The organism is Flavobacterium sp. 9AF (assembly GCF_902506265.1).
GTDB lineage: Bacteria > Bacteroidota > Bacteroidia > Flavobacteriales > Flavobacteriaceae > Flavobacterium.
Map to the genome: position 1 here is coordinate 1,674,074 of NZ_LR733556.1, position 16,031 is coordinate 1,690,104.

The 16,031-nt window shown below is 29.1% G+C and carries 15 protein-coding genes; 12 read left to right on the forward strand and 3 right to left on the reverse strand.

Features of this window, described 5'->3' with window-relative positions; genetic code table 11:
* Window positions 1–430: 430 nt before the first annotated feature.
* Window positions 431–1,048 carry a response regulator transcription factor gene (locus HALO113_RS07770; RefSeq protein WP_159778482.1) on the reverse strand — a complete coding sequence of 206 codons (618 nt, stop codon included), beginning with the start codon at window positions 1,046–1,048 and terminating at the stop codon, window positions 431–433.
* A complete protein-coding gene (locus tag HALO113_RS07775; RefSeq protein ID WP_159778483.1) occupies window positions 1,048–2,913 on the reverse strand; it encodes an ATP-binding protein in 1,866 nt (621 codons plus the stop codon). Before HALO113_RS07775 ends, HALO113_RS07770 begins: the two co-directional genes overlap by 1 nt.
* Before the next feature lie 92 nt (window positions 2,914–3,005).
* On the opposite strand from HALO113_RS07775, the gene HALO113_RS07780 reads away from it, so the two are divergent.
* The 5 genes from HALO113_RS07780 (at window position 3,006) to HALO113_RS07800 (ending at window position 8,590) form a co-directional block, all read left to right on the forward strand.
* On the forward strand, window positions 3,006–3,791 hold the full coding sequence (locus tag HALO113_RS07780) for an undecaprenyl-diphosphate phosphatase (RefSeq protein WP_159778484.1): 786 nt from the start codon (window positions 3,006–3,008) through the stop codon (window positions 3,789–3,791).
* Window positions 3,791–4,489, forward strand: coding sequence for a tRNA pseudouridine(55) synthase TruB (truB, locus tag HALO113_RS07785; protein ID WP_159778485.1), 699 nt, complete (start codon window positions 3,791–3,793; stop codon window positions 4,487–4,489). Before HALO113_RS07780 ends, truB begins: the two co-directional genes overlap by 1 nt.
* Window positions 4,479–5,042, forward strand: a complete 564-nt coding sequence (locus HALO113_RS07790; protein WP_159778486.1) for a hypothetical protein — start codon at window positions 4,479–4,481, stop codon at window positions 5,040–5,042. The genes truB and HALO113_RS07790 overlap by 11 nt, the downstream gene beginning before the upstream one ends.
* Before the next feature lie 106 nt (window positions 5,043–5,148).
* The gene (locus HALO113_RS07795; RefSeq protein WP_159778487.1) at window positions 5,149–6,981 is read left to right on the forward strand and encodes a DUF1800 family protein; all 1,833 of its coding nucleotides are present in this window, start codon (window positions 5,149–5,151) and stop codon (window positions 6,979–6,981) included.
* 10 nt (window positions 6,982–6,991) lie between these two features.
* A complete protein-coding gene (locus HALO113_RS07800; RefSeq protein ID WP_159778488.1) occupies window positions 6,992–8,590 on the forward strand; it encodes a DUF1501 domain-containing protein in 1,599 nt (532 codons plus the stop codon).
* Here HALO113_RS07800 and HALO113_RS07805 read toward each other — a convergent pair.
* The gene (locus HALO113_RS07805; protein ID WP_159778489.1) at window positions 8,559–9,209 is read right to left on the reverse strand and encodes a thioredoxin family protein; all 651 of its coding nucleotides are present in this window, start codon (window positions 9,207–9,209) and stop codon (window positions 8,559–8,561) included. The two genes, HALO113_RS07800 and HALO113_RS07805, sit on opposite strands and share 32 nt — an antisense overlap.
* Window positions 9,210–9,321: 112 nt before the next feature.
* On the opposite strand from HALO113_RS07805, the gene HALO113_RS07810 reads away from it, so the two are divergent.
* The 7 genes from HALO113_RS07810 (at window position 9,322) to HALO113_RS07840 (ending at window position 16,027) form a co-directional block, all read left to right on the forward strand.
* Window positions 9,322–10,101 carry a patatin-like phospholipase family protein gene (locus HALO113_RS07810; RefSeq protein WP_159778490.1) on the forward strand — a complete coding sequence of 260 codons (780 nt, stop codon included), beginning with the start codon at window positions 9,322–9,324 and terminating at the stop codon, window positions 10,099–10,101.
* Window positions 10,102–10,168: 67 nt separating this feature from the next.
* Window positions 10,169–10,876 carry a UMP kinase gene (pyrH, locus tag HALO113_RS07815; RefSeq protein WP_159778491.1) on the forward strand — a complete coding sequence of 236 codons (708 nt, stop codon included), beginning with the start codon at window positions 10,169–10,171 and terminating at the stop codon, window positions 10,874–10,876.
* A gap of 72 nt (window positions 10,877–10,948) precedes the next feature.
* Window positions 10,949–11,512 carry a ribosome recycling factor gene (gene frr / locus HALO113_RS07820; protein ID WP_159778492.1) on the forward strand — a complete coding sequence of 188 codons (564 nt, stop codon included), beginning with the start codon at window positions 10,949–10,951 and terminating at the stop codon, window positions 11,510–11,512.
* Between the two features lie 108 nt (window positions 11,513–11,620).
* Window positions 11,621–12,070: a hypothetical protein gene (locus HALO113_RS07825; protein ID WP_159778493.1), complete on the forward strand. Its 450-nt coding sequence runs from the start codon at window positions 11,621–11,623 to the stop codon at window positions 12,068–12,070.
* Window positions 12,071–12,514: 444 nt separating this feature from the next.
* Window positions 12,515–12,757, forward strand: a complete 243-nt coding sequence (locus tag HALO113_RS07830) for a hypothetical protein (RefSeq protein WP_159778494.1) — start codon at window positions 12,515–12,517, stop codon at window positions 12,755–12,757.
* A 38-nt stretch (window positions 12,758–12,795) separates the two neighbouring features.
* A complete protein-coding gene (locus HALO113_RS07835) occupies window positions 12,796–13,368 on the forward strand; it encodes a hypothetical protein (protein WP_159778495.1) in 573 nt (190 codons plus the stop codon).
* 172 nt (window positions 13,369–13,540) lie between these two features.
* On the forward strand, window positions 13,541–16,027 hold the full coding sequence (locus tag HALO113_RS07840) for a DUF5686 family protein (RefSeq protein WP_159778496.1): 2,487 nt from the start codon (window positions 13,541–13,543) through the stop codon (window positions 16,025–16,027).
* Window positions 16,028–16,031 lie beyond the last annotated feature (4 nt).

The following is a 16,031-nucleotide window of genomic DNA, read 5'->3' on the forward strand; positions in this document are numbered from 1 at the left end:
TATTTCTTAATTTAATTTACAGTTGTCACTTGTTGTTTGTTTGTAAAGCAAAGTAAATGCTTTTTTATCGTTTAAAAACCCCCGAAAAAAGGGGGAAATGTTTTTTTTAAAAAAAACACCCTTAATCAATTTTGAATAAGGGTGCTTTCCAATCTAATTTACAATTATTTAATAACTCTGTTTGTTTTTTTGTTTGTATAGTACAAATGAAAGCATTTAATTTTCATTATCAACCCCTGAAAATAGGGGGTTGTGTTTAACTTTAAAAAAGAAAACACCCTTAAATAAGCATAGGCATTTAAAGGTGCTTCTTAATTAATCTACAATTGCCCAATTGTTGTCTATTTTGTTTGTTTATTTGCTTGCTGTTACAAAGTAAGTGTATTTTAAAAAAACAAATACCCCTAGTTTCAGGGGTATTTGTTTTTTTTTAAATTAAGTTAATTTTCATGGCATATTTTATTAGCCCCACCACATTTGTGGCACCTGTTTTATACAGTAAATTTTTCCGATAACCTTCTACAGTATAATTAGATATACTTAGAATTTCAGCAATTTCGCTAGTTGTTTTTTCTTCAATAATCAATTTCAGCACATCTATTTCTCGAGGAGTAATTTCATTAGATTTATCTGATTTTAATTTAAAATTTTTAATATAATCATCATAAATATCCGCTTGAAAAAAAGATTCTCCTTGAAGAATTTTTTGAATAGCGTTTAATAGATCTATACTAGAAACATTTTTATTTAAGAAACCGTTTACTCCTAATTGCATTAATTTATGAAAAGTAGCTTGATTAGCCAAACTACTTAGCACTAATATTTTTGATGTTATATTTCTACTCTTTAATGTTTTAATTAAGAAGAATCCATCTTGTTCTGGTAGTTGCAAATCGGAAATGATTAATTCGGGTGAAAAAGAATTGACTAATTGCAATGCTTTTTCTACAGAAGAAACTTCAATTACTTCATATTTATTTCTTAATACCGAAGCTATACTTTCTGCGAAAACTTTATGATCGTCGACCAATAATATTTTTTGTAGCATTATAAAGGTAATTTTATGTCTAAAATAGTTCCATTTTCTGAAGATACAATATTGAATTTACCTTTAAGCATTTCAATTCTCTTTTCAATATTTTTTAATCCAATACCCGTTTTTGAGCTATTTTTAGAAAATCCTACACCATTATCTTTAATAACCAAAAACAATTCGTCTTCCGACTGAATAATATCCAACTGAATTTCTGACGCTTTAGCATGTTTTAAAACATTGTTCATAGCTTCTTGTAAAATTCTATAAATATTCAGCAAGATAGAGTCATCTAAGTTATTAATTTTTTCGTTTATTAATATATTCTTTATAATTTTTATTCCTTTTTTCTCTGCAATCAAGCACAAACTATTTATGAGTTGAGAAAATTCTATATCCAAAATTTTATCTGAGTTCAAATCATGAGACCAATCTCTTACTTCATTATATAGTTTATCAATTTTATTAACAACCGAATTAATATTGGTTGCATCCAGATTATCATTAGTAAGTGCCACTTTTAAAGCACCTATTTCATTCGCAATACCATCGTGTAATTCTAAAGACAACTTAGAACGCTCTTCTAATTTAGCTTTAATCTTTTCTTTAATTATTTCTGTTCGTTGATTTTCTAACATGGATTTCAACTGCTCTTCATGCAATAATTTTTGGTTATTTCTTAATTTTTTTTGTGTTTTTAATTTATTAAAATAAACAACAATCAAAGCAATTAACAGAACAGTAACTATTCCAAAACCAATAACAAATAACGACTTAATGTTTTGTTCTTTTTGGATAATTTTCTCCTTTAATGCTAATTCTTTTTTATTCTCTCTTAATTGAAATCGCGATTCTAAATCGCTTCCTAATTTGGCTTTTTCAACATCAAAAATACTATCGTTAATTTTATCAAATTTAACTAAGCTTTCGTGTTCATTGATAAAATCACCTTGACTAGAATAATAATCTTTATAGGCTAAATATATATCTTTTAAAACCTGAATATTTCCTTGATTATTTTCTAGTGCTTTATCTAAATTAAATTTAATTAATCTTTCATTTTTTTCAACTTTAGCTAAATGTGCTAAATTCAAGTAAGTACTAGACAATAAATTTGAGAAACCTTTCTCTCTTTGATAATGCAAAGATTCATAGAGACATTGATTAGAGTTCTCTATATCACCTAACAATAGGTAAACATACCCTAATTTATTGAGATACAATGAATATTCAAACACTTCTTTTTCATCAAATAATGCAAATCCTTTTAATAAATTTTCTCTTGATTCTATGTAATCTCCTTTTTCGAGTGCAATTTCACTTTTTCTTAAATAATAATTTTGTTCCGCTATTTTTCCTTGAATAAGATTAAACGATTTATCATAATATTCACTGGATTTTTCTAATTGTTTTTCTCTTAGAAGTAAATCTCCCATCAACATGTACATTAATCCTTTTTGTTGAGGAAATTCTATCTCGTTAATTTTTAAAAGTGCCTGTGTTAATTCCTGTATTAAAACATGATTATCCACATAATCTGTTCCCCAATTTGCATAATCAATAACTGCTTGATAATAATATGATTTAGCAAAAAAATACTGCTTTGAATAAGCTAATTGCTTTTGAAAAAAGAATCTGGCCGAATCTGCATTTCCAGCAAGATCATAGAAATATCCTAAAAATCGATATGAAATGATTTTCTCTTCATTGGTTTTTGCCTTATTATAAAAATGACGCGCCTCCTCTTTCACTTTCAGAGGATCGCTCATGTAGCGCTCAGCTACTTTTTCTTTAACAACCTCAAATCCTTTAATATCAGAATTTTGAGCTGTTAAAAATTGGAAAAACAAAATGAAAAAAATAGTAATGTTAATTCTCATTATATCTAATTCTAAAAAAGATTCTCAATAGCGATTTCTAAACTACAAAAAAACAACAAAACTATGATAAAAAAACATATTTTTGTAAAATTATGAATACACTACAAGCTATTATCCTTGCAATTATAGAAGGAATTACCGAATTTTTACCTGTTTCTTCAACAGGGCATATGATTATCGCTTCTTCTTTTTTTGGAATTGCTGAAGAAGATTTTACTAAACTTTTCACTATTGTTATACAACTAGGAACTATTCTATCTGTAATTGTTCTTTATTTTAAAAGATTTTTTCAAAGTTTAAATTTTTATTTTAAATTATTCGTTGGTTTTATTCCTGCAGTATTTTTTGGTCTTTTATTAAATGATTTTATTGATAGTTTACTTGAAAACCCTATTGTTGTAGCCATTTCTCTAATTTTTGGGGGATTAATATTATTAAAAGTAGATGATTGGTTTGATCATTCAGAAGACACAGAGATTTCCTATTATATGGCATTCAAAATTGGTCTTTTTCAATGTTTAGCCATGATTCCTGGTGTATCGAGAAGTGGAGCAAGTATTGTGGGTGGAATGAGTCAAAAACTATCTCGTACTACCGCAGCTGAATTTTCATTTTTTTTAGCCATACCCACCATGCTAGGCGCAACTGTTAAAAAATTGTATGACTATTATAAAGCTGGGTTTGAATTAACTCAAGATCAAACACAACTGTTATTAATTGGCAATGTGGTTGGTTTTATTGTAGCCTTAATCGCAATTAAATCTTTCATTGGTTATTTAACAAAACATGGTTTTAAAATATTTGGGTATTACCGAATAGTTGCTGGAATAGCAATATTGATTATTCACTTTTTCATTAAAGAATTAATTATTATCTAATGACTGCAGAAGATTTTCAAAATGGTCAAATTATCTTAATAGACAAACCTTTAACTTGGTCTTCATTTCAGGCGGTTAACAAACTAAAATATTTATTAAAAAAACATTATAATTTACCTAAAAAATTTAAAATTGGCCATGCGGGAACATTAGATCCACTTGCCTCTGGTTTATTGATTATTTGTACCGGTAAGTTTACAAAAAAGATAACCGAAATTCAAGCACAAGAAAAAGAATATACTGGCACTATAACTATAGGTGCTACGACACCTTCTTATGATTTAGAAACCGAAGTTGATGCAACATTTCCTACGCAACATGTTACAGAAGAATTAATTCACCAAACAGTCAATCAATTTCTAGGTGAAATTGATCAAAAGCCACCTGTTTTTTCCGCAATTAAAAAAGATGGCAAAAGATTATATGAACATGCTCGTGCGGGTGAAGAAGTAGAAATTAAAGCCCGAAAAACTACTATTTATGAATTTGAAATTACTCGAATTGCATTACCTGAAATAGATTTTAGAATTAAGTGTAGCAAAGGAACTTACATTCGTTCTATTGCTTATGATTTTGGGACAGCATTACAATCGGGAGGTCATTTAACGGCATTAAGAAGAACCAAAATTGGAAATTATAACGTTTCAAACAGTGTTTCGCCTTTAGATTTTGAAAAAAATATGACATATGAAATTTAAAATTTTATTTTTTATTCTTTTTATTTATCAATGTAGTTTTGGTCAAGTAGAAACTACGATTAATGGAGATAAAACCTCATCTAAAAAAAACACTTATACACAATTTGATTTAGTTGTTCCACTAAAAGGAAATAAAAACAGAGGCGAATCTTATTCAGATGGATCAGAAAACAACAATTGGTTTGTTCCCGATGGTATTGGAGCTAAATTTGGATACGGCATTCATTATAATAAGTGGATTGGTATAAGTGCCAATTCAGGATTAGATTTCTATAGTAGTTATAAATTAGTAGCTACTCCCATTTTTACAAACTTTAGATTAAGTCCTAAAATAGGGAATCAATCAAGAATTACCTTACAATATGGCATTGGAAAATCCTTTGCTATTGGCAGAGGTAATTTACAAGGTACCTATCAAAAAGGAAGTATTGGCATAGAAACAGCTGAAGGCATTTGTTTATTTATTGAAGGTAATTCTCATGGATATAAAGTAAATAATTCAATCGACAAAGTATATAGTATTAACGTCGGTATTTGTTTATTTAATTTTTAAAAGCTTAAAAACGGCCTAATCAACAACCCCTAGAAAAAGGGGTTAAAATACAAAAAAGATAGTTTTTCTTTGTTTCTTTACTAACCTTCTAAAAAAGCTGGTACTTATGAGAAACAATACCCTAACTCGTAGAACACTTTTAAGAAAACTTTTTTTAAATTCTAATAATAACCTACAAACAGATCCTTTATTCCAAAAATATTCAAGAAAAGTATTTAATGGTCGAAGAACTTATGCTAAAAAAGAGAAATTAGAAGAAAAAAGTAATTCTGAATTAGAAAGGGTTAATCCAGTTACATCTGGTCTTAATGAATATACTGGTACTTGGACAGATAGACAAGCTATTCATCTCTTAAAAAGAACTGGTTTTGGATTTAAAAAAACAGATTTAGACATTATTTCTAATTTATCCATGAATCAAGCAGTTGATTTGGTTTTAAATATAGATTACTCAATCCCTTTACCCCCAATAAACAATTATGAATTAGACGAACCTGACGAAAACAATCTCCCTTATGGAGAAGATTGGACAACTAATCCTTTTGTAGACAATAATACTGGAGATAATACTGATAGAGAAAGAATGAAAAGTCTCAAAGCTTGGATGACAAATCTAGCTATGAGTCAGGATGTAACTATAAGAGAAAAAATGGTTCTTTTTTGGTACCATTTTATACCTGTAGATTTTAATTTTATCAAAGCAAGTTCTAATGAACATATTTCAGGAAATACAGCACGTGTTTGTTATTTATATATTAAAAATTTAAGGGATTTTTCAGGTGGAAATTTTAAATCTTTAATACGTAGCATAGCAACACAACCTGCTATGATGTATTATCTAAACAATCAAGCTAATACAAAAACGGCACCTGACGAAAACTTTGCTAGAGAAATTATGGAGCTTTTCACATTAGGGAAAGGTTCTAATAGTCAATATTCTCAACCCGATGTTATTGAAGCTGCAAAAGTACTAACTGGTTGGAGGGTTCAGAATTTAAATACTCCAAACCCAACAACAGAATTTGTTCCAAATAAACATGACGAAAGTAACAAGCAATTCTCTCCTTTTTTTAACAATACTACAATAGCTAATAATGGCGCACAAGAGTTAGATGATTTTATTGATATGATTTTTTCAAAATCTGAAGTAGTTTCTCAATACATCTGTAGAAGATTATATCGTTTTTTTGTTTATTATGATATTGATTCATATATTGAAACTAATGTGATCGAACCTTTAGCACAACATTTTGTAGCAAACAATTGGGAAATTCTTCCTGTCTTAGAAAAACTATTTAAAAGCCAACATTTTTATGATATGGCAAATAGAGGAGTATATATAAAATCTCCTTTAGATTTATTCATCGGTTTTATTAGAACATTAAATATCAACACTACTGTTTCAGACACTAATAATTATAACGCACAATATTATGTGTGGCAAAGATTAGATAATTTATTAGACGATATGGAGCAAAGCATGGGTAGTATTCCAAATGTAGCGGGTTGGCAAGCATTTTATCAAAACCCATCTTTTCATGAATATTGGATCAATTCCAATACGATTCAAAAACGTTTTGCGTACATCTCGTATATTTTTTACGGTATAACCTTTACACACAATGATTTAACAACAAAAATTAAAGCAGACACATTAGCTTTTGCACAACAGTTTTCAAATACAATTTGCTCAGATCCTAATTTATTAGTAGACGAATGTGTAAAATATCTTTTACCAATAGATTTAAGTACTGAACAAAAAAACAATATTAAAATTCAAAACTTATTAACGGGTCAAGCTACCGATTATTATTGGACACAAGCTTGGAATAATTATATGCAAGACCCTACTAATGAAACCTATAAATTAGCAGTAACTACTCGCTTAAACGGTTTGTTTTTAACTATTATTCAATTAGCTGAATTTCAATTAATGTAAAACTGAAAAAATGAAAAGAAGAAAATTTATTCAAACATCTGCTTTAGTTGCTGCACCATTATTATTTAATAAAATACCTGTTTTAGCTTCTTCCCATCTTGAAAGTAGTAATTTGCGAACTTTAGCTAATGCAGCTGCGAATTGTGGCAAAATTTTAGTAATCATTCAAATGAGTGGTGGAAATGATGGATTAAATATGGTGTTCCCAAGAGATAAATGGTCTGAATTAACAAATGCTAGACCCAATATTTTACTTAATGAGAATGAAGTATTAACATTAAATAACAATTTAACAACTGGCCTACATCCTGCGATGCCAGAGCTACAAGAATTGTACAATCTCGGAGAATTAATGATTGTGCAAGGTGTATCTTATCCTAACCCCAGTTACAGTCACTTTAGAGCTACTGATATTTGGTTTACTGCTTCGCAAAGTGATGAAACTTTAGATACAGGCTGGATAGGAAGAGCTTTAGATGAAATGTATCCCAATTTTCCTGAAGCTTATCCAAATAGTGATATGAGAGACCCGTTAGCCATACAAATAGGTTCAACACTACCCTTTTCATTACAAGGCCCCAATATTAATATGGGATATAGTGCTCCTGACCCTAATCAACTCTTAAATGTAATTAATGAAACTACCGATCCAGCACCTAATACAGATTATGGTTTAGAACTCACTTTTCTTCGCTTAATGAAAGACCAAAGTAATGCATATAAAGAAACTATTCAAACAGCTTACAATGTTCCTCAAGAGCAGACTACAGCATATCCTGATGACAAATTAGCGGCTCAACTTAAAATCGTAGCTAGATTAATTAATGGTGGCTTACAAACACCTATATATATCGTTAATCATCCTAATAGTTTTGACACACATGAAAACCAAATTATGGAGTCGGATAAAAAATTAGGAAGACAACCCGAAAATCTAGCCCTCCTATCAAAAGCTATTGGTGCATTCCAATCCGATTTAAAAAAAATGGGAAAATCAGATAAAGTAACAGGAATGACTTTTAGCGAATTTGGACGCAGAATAAAAAGTAATGATAGTTTAGGAACCGATCATGGTTCAAGTGCTCCAGTTATTTTCTTTGGAAGTTCTTTAAATACTGGTGTTGCCAATGTTATAGGAACCGAACAACCCGTTTCTGGAATGATAGGTTCTTCTCCAAATTTGCCCCAAAATGCTACCGTAAACAATCAAGTTCCTATGCAATACGATTTTAAACAACTCTATGCAACTATCATGAAAGATTGGCTTTGCATGACAGAAGAGCAATCTAATAGTGTATTAGGAAATAATTTTGAAACCTTACCTATTTTTAGAAATGGATCTTTCAATCCACCTGTCGACGACGATTTCATCCTTCTTTTCCCCAATCCGATTAGTAATAATCAAATTAATGTGGCATTTAAAAAGTTTATCAATACCCATGTAAAAGTTAGTGTACACACGGTAACTGGCAAACTTATCTATGCTAACACACATTTTGTACTAGGTGATACCTTAACCTTCTCACCTAGTACAATTCTTTCAAAAGGGGTATATGTTTTAGAAATAACTTACCGTACTACTCAATTGAGGAAGAAATTCTTTGTGTAAAAGTGTCTTGTGGTTTAAATAAATATTCATTTACTATGTCTAAAATTTCCTGTTGTGTAGTCAAACCTTTATCTTGTAAATACCATTTTTGTAATTCTATTTTAACAGGTTCATCAACTATTCCATGTTTAACTTTATAATCAGCAATTAATTTTCGTGCAGGCTCTGGTCTTGGTCCCCAATCTGCAATAGTTTCTTTAGTAGTACCATCCAAAATAATTAATTTTGGTATAGAACGGCTTCCATTGGTTAAAAATAAATCCATCAAATCAATATGATTATCCCTTAGTACAATGCGTAAGTTTATATTCTCATTTTGTAAGGCCATTTTATTTAATATAGGTAAAATCTGAGCCGCATCTCCACACCAACCTTCGGCAATAACTAACCAATCTAAGGGTTGCTCAATCTCTTTTAATGCTTGCGCAACTGTAACATCAATTTCTATTGTCTTATCTAACCTTTTAACTCTAGCTTCATTTAATTGAGAATAATGCAATAAAGCTTCACTTTGCGTGTGGCCTGTAGACTTACCTTCTTTGATGAGTTTAGAAACTAATGCCATATAATCTATATAGTTATACGAATCTAACCATGCTTTTTCTATAATATTTTTCATATCTCTTTCTTTTATTTTACAAATTTAAGGCTAAATTTGAAGATAATATGTTCGTTAAGTTACATAACGAATATCCAAAATATAAAAAACAAAACAAGCAAACAGAAAACATATGGATTTTCAATCAAAAGAAATAGGTATCGCTTTATCTGGTGGTGGATCAAAAGGAATTGCTCATGCTGGTGTGCTTCAATTTCTCGATGAAGCAAAAATTAAACCTACTATCTTATCGGGTTCCAGTGCTGGAGCTATTATTGCAGCTATGTATGCTTTTGGGAAAACCCCTAAAGAAATCTTATCTTTCTTTCAATCTATTTATTTTTTTAATTGGAAACATTTTACTTTGAAAAAACCAGGAATTATTGATTCTGATTCTTTTAAAATATATTTTAATACGGTTTTTGGCGAAACTAAAATAGGAGACTTGCCTATTCCTGTTAAAATTACTGCAACCGATTTGGTTAAGGGTAAATTAAAAATTTTTAATGAGAATACTAAGGTAGTAGATGCTATTTTAGCTTCTGCTTCTTTTCCAGGTATGTTAACACCTTATGAAATTAACAGTAAATTATATAGTGATGGAGGCATTTTAAATCACTTCCCTACCGATTTATTACAAGGACATTGTGATTGCATTATAGGTGTATATGTAAGCCCTATTCAAAACATTGAAAGTAAAGATTTGAAATCAATAAAAGCAGTTACTACAAGAGCTTTTGATTTATTATCTGCGCAAGGCAATTATCAAAAGTTCAGTTTATGTGATTATATTATTGAACCTAAAGAATTAGCAAATTTCAGTACTTTTGAAACCAATAAAAATAAAATGCAAACCATTTTTAATATTGGTTACACAGAAGCAAAAAATACTTTAACAGAAATTCCTGCATAATTGTATCAACATTTTTTTTCTGTAGATATATAGTTATATTTGCATCACAAAATAAACACACGTCCTGATGAAATACAAAAGAATTCTTCTTAAGTTAAGTGGAGAAGCATTAATGGGAGATAGACAATACGGAATAGATCCCAAACGTTTAGCTGAATATGCTCAAGAAATAAAAGAAATTCACGATAAAGGAGTAGAAATTGCCATTGTTATAGGTGGTGGAAACATTTTTAGAGGCGTTGCAGGTGCTAGTAATGGGATGGATCGTGTTCAAGGAGATTATATGGGAATGCTTGCCACTGTTATAAATGGAATGGCTTTGCAAGGTGCTTTAGAAGATGCAGGTATGCAAACCCGTTTACAAACAGCTTTAAAAATTGAAGCTATTGCTGAGCCTTATATAAAAAGACGTGCTACAAGACATTTAGAAAAAGGAAGAATTGTTATTTTTGGTGCAGGAACAGGTAATCCTTACTTCACAACAGATACAGCTGCAGTTCTAAGAGGTATTGAAGTGCACGCTGACGTTATTTTAAAAGGAACGAGAGTTGATGGTGTTTATACCGCTGACCCAGAGAAAGATGCAAACGCTGTAAAATTTGATTACATCTCTTTTGAAGAAGTATTAGCAAAAGGATTAAATGTAATGGACACAACTGCATTTACACTTAGCCAAGAAAACAAATTACCCATTATTGTTTTTGACATGAACAAAGAAGGTAATTTATTAAAAGTGTGTGAAGGTCAAACCGTGGGTACAACAGTAACAATATAAATACATATTCGATTACTTGATGTTTCGATTATTCGAAGAATCAAAATATCTAAAAATTAAAATATCTAAAAAATGACTGAAGAAATTAATTTTATAATAGACAGCGCAAAAGAATCTATGGAAGGTTCCATTGCTCATTTAGAAAAAGAATTTTTAAATATTAGAGCTGGTAAAGCGTCACCGCAAATGCTTGGTGGTGTTTTTGTAGATTATTATGGCTCACAAACCCCTTTATCTCAAGTAGCTAATATTAATGCTCCTGATGCGAGAACATTAACCGTTACTCCTTGGGAAAAAAATATGTTACAACCTATTGAAAAAGCAATTATGATTGCGAATCTTGGGTTAAACCCAATGAATAATGGAGAAAACATTATCATTAGCATTCCTGCATTAACGGAAGAAAGAAGACGCGAATTAGTAAAACAAGCAAAAGCAGAAGCAGAAGATGCCAAAATAGGTATTCGTAACGCTCGTAAAGATGCTAATACCGATATTAAAAAAGAAGAAAAAAACGGTACCTCTGAAGATATTTGCAAAAAAGCAGAAGAAGACGTTCAAAAATTAACCGATGCTTACATTAAAAAAATTGACGAACATTTAGTGATTAAAGAAGCCGAAATCATGAAAGTATAGCTTATAGCATTTATAGAAAACATTAAATCCCGAAATAAATTCGGGATTTTTTACTTAAATAATCAGATGAAATTCTTTATCAAATTCTGGAACATGTAACTAAAAAAAATGAGAGATTTAATTTATTTAACTATTGTTTGTGTTATTCTATCCTGCAATTCCAAACAAGAAACAATTAAAGGAGACTTGTTTTTTAAACTTGTAAACATTTCATCTCCTTCAGGAATGTCTTCAGAAGAAATAAGCAAAATTGAACATATGCTTAAAAACGTTGAAGAAAACAATAACGAATTAATAGCTTATTACAAAACTTTAAAAAATAACAATGTTTTAGGGAATCCTTATTTATTACTCAAAGTAAATAACGATGTACAAACTATCTTTCTTTCAAAAAATGAATATGAAAAAATTAAATTGTACACATTAGATGATTTAAGAAAAAGAAATAAAACAGTTGAAATTGAGTTAAAAATTAAAAAAATAGATAAAGACATTTTTTTCTCTGATGAAATTATATCTGTAAAAGAAGGGGAAGGCGAAACCCCTTGGCAAAAATAAAACATTCAAATAAAAATAGATAACATAATAAATTTATGTAAGATTGTAGTATTATCAACTTATTATTAATGAAATACTTCCCTGCTCCATATATAACAAGCATTTTAGGTCTAGGTAACCCATATGATTGTAATTAATAAAAATATATTATGAAACTTTTATTAACTATTTTAATTTATAAAACTTCATTATTTATGCAAAATAATAATTTTGAGAAGATATTAGGAAGAGACTTTTCAACTGTTACATTTCTTAGGTGATGATTTTGAAAACAAACTTTTTCAAAAAAAATTTTATCACACTAAATATAAAAATGAAACAATATATAAAAACTTTTATGGAATACCGTTTAATTGTGTTTCATTTCAAACGGATGAAAAAGAAATAATTGAATCAGTTACAGTTCATTTTGTTAGAGTTACTAATAGGGCTTTTTATGACCAATTGATTGAAATATATGGAAATCCAAATCAAATTAAAGTTATTGAAAAAAGAGAAGAAATTAGTAGGCACATTTCTACAGATGAGACATTTAGACAAGAAATGACACAAAACATCATAGAATTAAGAGAGGGTTCTTTTGAAGAAAATCCTTTATACATTATATGGGAAAAAGAAGATTTTACTATTACAATATTTTCAAGATACAAAAATGGTATTAGTGAAATCACTTTCAAAAATAAATAGTTTTTTAACAAAACCAGATGAAAATAAATTCAATGAATATGAAAATCAAAATACAGAAAATATTAATTGGAATTATTATACTTACTACAAACTTAGTATTAGGACAAAATAATAGTTCCATAAACTGGACTGAAAACGAAAAGGCTCAATATATTAAATTAACAGCATTAGCCAATTATGTTTACCAAAAAGAAAATTCTGAAATCTCAAAAGACAGTTTATTTATAAAATACATATACTTTGACAATGTTTTAAATGATACACTAGTAGAACGAAAAGAAAGAAGAATTCTTGCATTTGATACTCTTTTCTATTATTTCAGAAAAACAGTTGATAGTATTGGCTTGGAAAATCTTGACGCAAAACCTGTGAGATTTTATAAAAAACATAAAATTTATGACCCTTTCAACGAAGAAAAAAGCAATCAAACAACTATTGGAGGTGAAAAGATGTACACAAAAGACGACAATATTTTTGCTTATTTTAACAAAAAAGATCCTGAAAATCCAATAGGAGTTTTATTATTTGAACCTGAAACTAATAAATTAGGTTCTTGGATTTTGATAAACCAAGGTGGATATCATTATTTTCTATCATTTAATTTACTATAAACAATGAAGTATTTAATGCAATTAAATATTTAGTAGAAATATAAAACTTTCAAAAATCCTGAAAAATTTTCAGGATTTTTTGTTTTTAATGTTAATGATTTTCTAATCTTTCTCTATGCAGACAAAAAACAAGTAAATTTATGTAAGTTTGTAACTTAACAAATGCCTTTAAATGAGACACATCTTTTTTTGGTTTGTTTTGCTAAGTACTGCTATCTCATTTGGTCAAAACAAAATAAAAGCTCAAATCATAGATATCGACAGTAGAGTTCCATTAGCTTATGCCAAAGTGGAATATCTAAACAAAACTATCACAACAACTTGGGAAGGAAAATTTGAGTTAGACATAACGCAATATGACAAACCATTAACAGTGAAATATAAAGGGTATCAAACCAAAAATGTTTACATTTCACCTAACCAAGAATTGGTCACAATAAAAATGGCCATCGATTTAAATACTTTTGAAAAAGTAGAGATTTATACTGACAATAAAGTCAATAAAGTAATAAAAAAAGTAATCGACAATAAGCGTTTTAATCAACCTGAAAAAGCACTAGAAAGTTTTCAATACAAAAACTATGAAAGCTTGTTAGTTACTGCTAATCCGGATTCCATTTCCGGAAAAATTGAACCTATTTACAAAAGAAACCTTTTTGGTAAAGGTATTATAAAATTAGATTCATCTAATTACAAGTTCAAAAAACTAGTTGAAAAAAATCATTTATATCAGACTGAAAAAGTAAACCTCATTCAATACAATAAAAAAGGATATAAAGAAACGGTTATAGCTACTAGAATGGCAGGCTTTAAAGAACCATTATATGAATATTTAGGCCTCAATTTATTTTCATACTCGGTTTACGAAAATCCATTTGAAATATTAGAGACTCCCGTTCAAAATCCTATTTCAAATTATGGTCGTCGATTATATAATTTTTATATGGTTGATTCCATAAACATTCAAAATCGCAAAACTTACAAAGTTTTTTTTCAACCTAAAAAATTAAAATCCAGCCGATTAAGGGGATTACTCTATATTGATGCGGAAACATTTGCAATAGCTAGAGCCTATTACAGAATTTATGGTATAGTTTATATTAATGCAGATTACACCTTTGAATATCAAGACAAGGAAGAACTATGGTTCCCAAAGAAAAGAAAAATAACCGTATTAAAAGGCAACAATGTTGACGATATAAAAATTTTGGGCAACACTATCAAGTTTAGCTCCTCTCTAGATCCTTCTCCAAATTCTAATGCCACCGATCAAGTGTATCTCACGATTGAATCGATACCTTTTGATATTGAACTAGATAAAAGATTAAATATAAAAAACAAGGGAATAAAAATTTCCATAGAAAAAGATGGTCTAAAAAGAGAAGATAGCTATTGGAAAAAATTTGCTAAAGACACAATAGACACTAGAAGATTAAGAACTTACACTTCATTAGACAGTCTATCTGAATCTAAAAAATTAGAAAGGAAAATTTTCTTGGGTAAAAAAATATTAAATGGCTATTACCCTATAAGTTATGTTGATTTAGACTTAAGAAGTTTGATTAAATTTAACAATTATGAAGGTTTTAGGCTAGGATTAGGTGTTGTAACCAATGATAAAGTTTCCGAAAAATATAAAATTGCTTTTTATGGTGCTTACGGCATAAAAGATGAAGCATTTAAATTTGGAATAACACCTTCTTACCTTATCGATTCTCAATCAGAAACATGGATTAGCGCTTCCTATTCTGACGATTTGAATGAAATTTCTCAAATTACTTTTGCAACCGATCCAAAACGATTCAAAATATACGATCCAAGACCCATTAATATTTCTACATTCTATGGAAACCAAAATGCTTCGGTGTTTGTAGAAAGTAACTTTTTTCCAAAAACAGACACTTACTTCTCTTTATCTACCAGTAAAATTAATCCTAAATTTGATTATACGTTTGTAAACAATGCTATTTCATATACTCAATACAACATTACAGCTGCGCAATTAGCATTACAATGGAATCCATTTAGTAATTATATGCAAACACCAAAAAGTAGGATAGAAATTGAAAAAAGACATCCAAAGTTTTCTTTTCAAATTACTCAAACACTACCAAAATTATTGAATAACGATTTCAATTTTACAAAAGTAGATTTTAAAACATTTTATGAAATTCCCTATTTATCGGGACAATCAAGTTCAATATTGTTTCAAACAGGAATTGCATTTGGAGATGTCCCTTTAACTCATTTATATAGTTTACAACCCAACAATTTAAACAGAGATGCCTTATTGCAAAGAATTACTTTTGCTGGTAAAAACAGTTTTGAAACTATGTATTTTAATGAATTCTTCTCTGATAAATATGTATCATTACAATTAAAACACACCTTTAATAGAATACGACTTGCCTATAGAATAAATCCTGAGTTTTCTTTTATAACAAGGTTTGCCTGGGGAGGAATTAATAAAGAAAACGCACATTTAGGTTTCCTATTCAACTCTTTAGAAAAAGGTTTTATTGAAAGTGGTGTGGAATGCAATAAACTTTTTAGAGGATTGGGAATTACTACATTTTTTAGATATGGTCCTAATCAATTACCTAAATTTGAAGACAATATTGCCATAAAAATTTCTTACTTCATTGATTTAGGGTTTTAAATTT

Bases quoted from the DNA above. Each gene is read 5' to 3' on its own strand.
- HALO113_RS07770 (WP_159778482.1), bottom strand. From the start codon at position 1,048: ATGCTACAAAAAATATTATTGGTCGACGATCATAAAGTTTTCGCAGAA.
- HALO113_RS07775 (WP_159778483.1), bottom strand. From the start codon at position 2,913: ATGAGAATTAACATTACTATTTTTTTCATTTTGTTTTTCCAATTTTTA.
- HALO113_RS07780 (WP_159778484.1), top strand. From the start codon at position 3,006: ATGAATACACTACAAGCTATTATCCTTGCAATTATAGAAGGAATTACC.
- truB (WP_159778485.1), top strand. From the start codon at position 3,791: ATGACTGCAGAAGATTTTCAAAATGGTCAAATTATCTTAATAGACAAA.
- HALO113_RS07790 (WP_159778486.1), top strand. From the start codon at position 4,479: ATGAAATTTAAAATTTTATTTTTTATTCTTTTTATTTATCAATGTAGT.
- HALO113_RS07795 (WP_159778487.1), top strand. From the start codon at position 5,149: ATGAGAAACAATACCCTAACTCGTAGAACACTTTTAAGAAAACTTTTT.
- HALO113_RS07800 (WP_159778488.1), top strand. From the start codon at position 6,992: ATGAAAAGAAGAAAATTTATTCAAACATCTGCTTTAGTTGCTGCACCA.
- HALO113_RS07805 (WP_159778489.1), bottom strand. From the start codon at position 9,209: ATGAAAAATATTATAGAAAAAGCATGGTTAGATTCGTATAACTATATA.
- HALO113_RS07810 (WP_159778490.1), top strand. From the start codon at position 9,322: ATGGATTTTCAATCAAAAGAAATAGGTATCGCTTTATCTGGTGGTGGA.
- pyrH (WP_159778491.1), top strand. From the start codon at position 10,169: ATGAAATACAAAAGAATTCTTCTTAAGTTAAGTGGAGAAGCATTAATG.
- frr (WP_159778492.1), top strand. From the start codon at position 10,949: ATGACTGAAGAAATTAATTTTATAATAGACAGCGCAAAAGAATCTATG.
- HALO113_RS07825 (WP_159778493.1), top strand. From the start codon at position 11,621: ATGAGAGATTTAATTTATTTAACTATTGTTTGTGTTATTCTATCCTGC.
- HALO113_RS07835 (WP_159778495.1), top strand. From the start codon at position 12,796: ATGAAAATCAAAATACAGAAAATATTAATTGGAATTATTATACTTACT.
- HALO113_RS07840 (WP_159778496.1), top strand. From the start codon at position 13,541: ATGAGACACATCTTTTTTTGGTTTGTTTTGCTAAGTACTGCTATCTCA.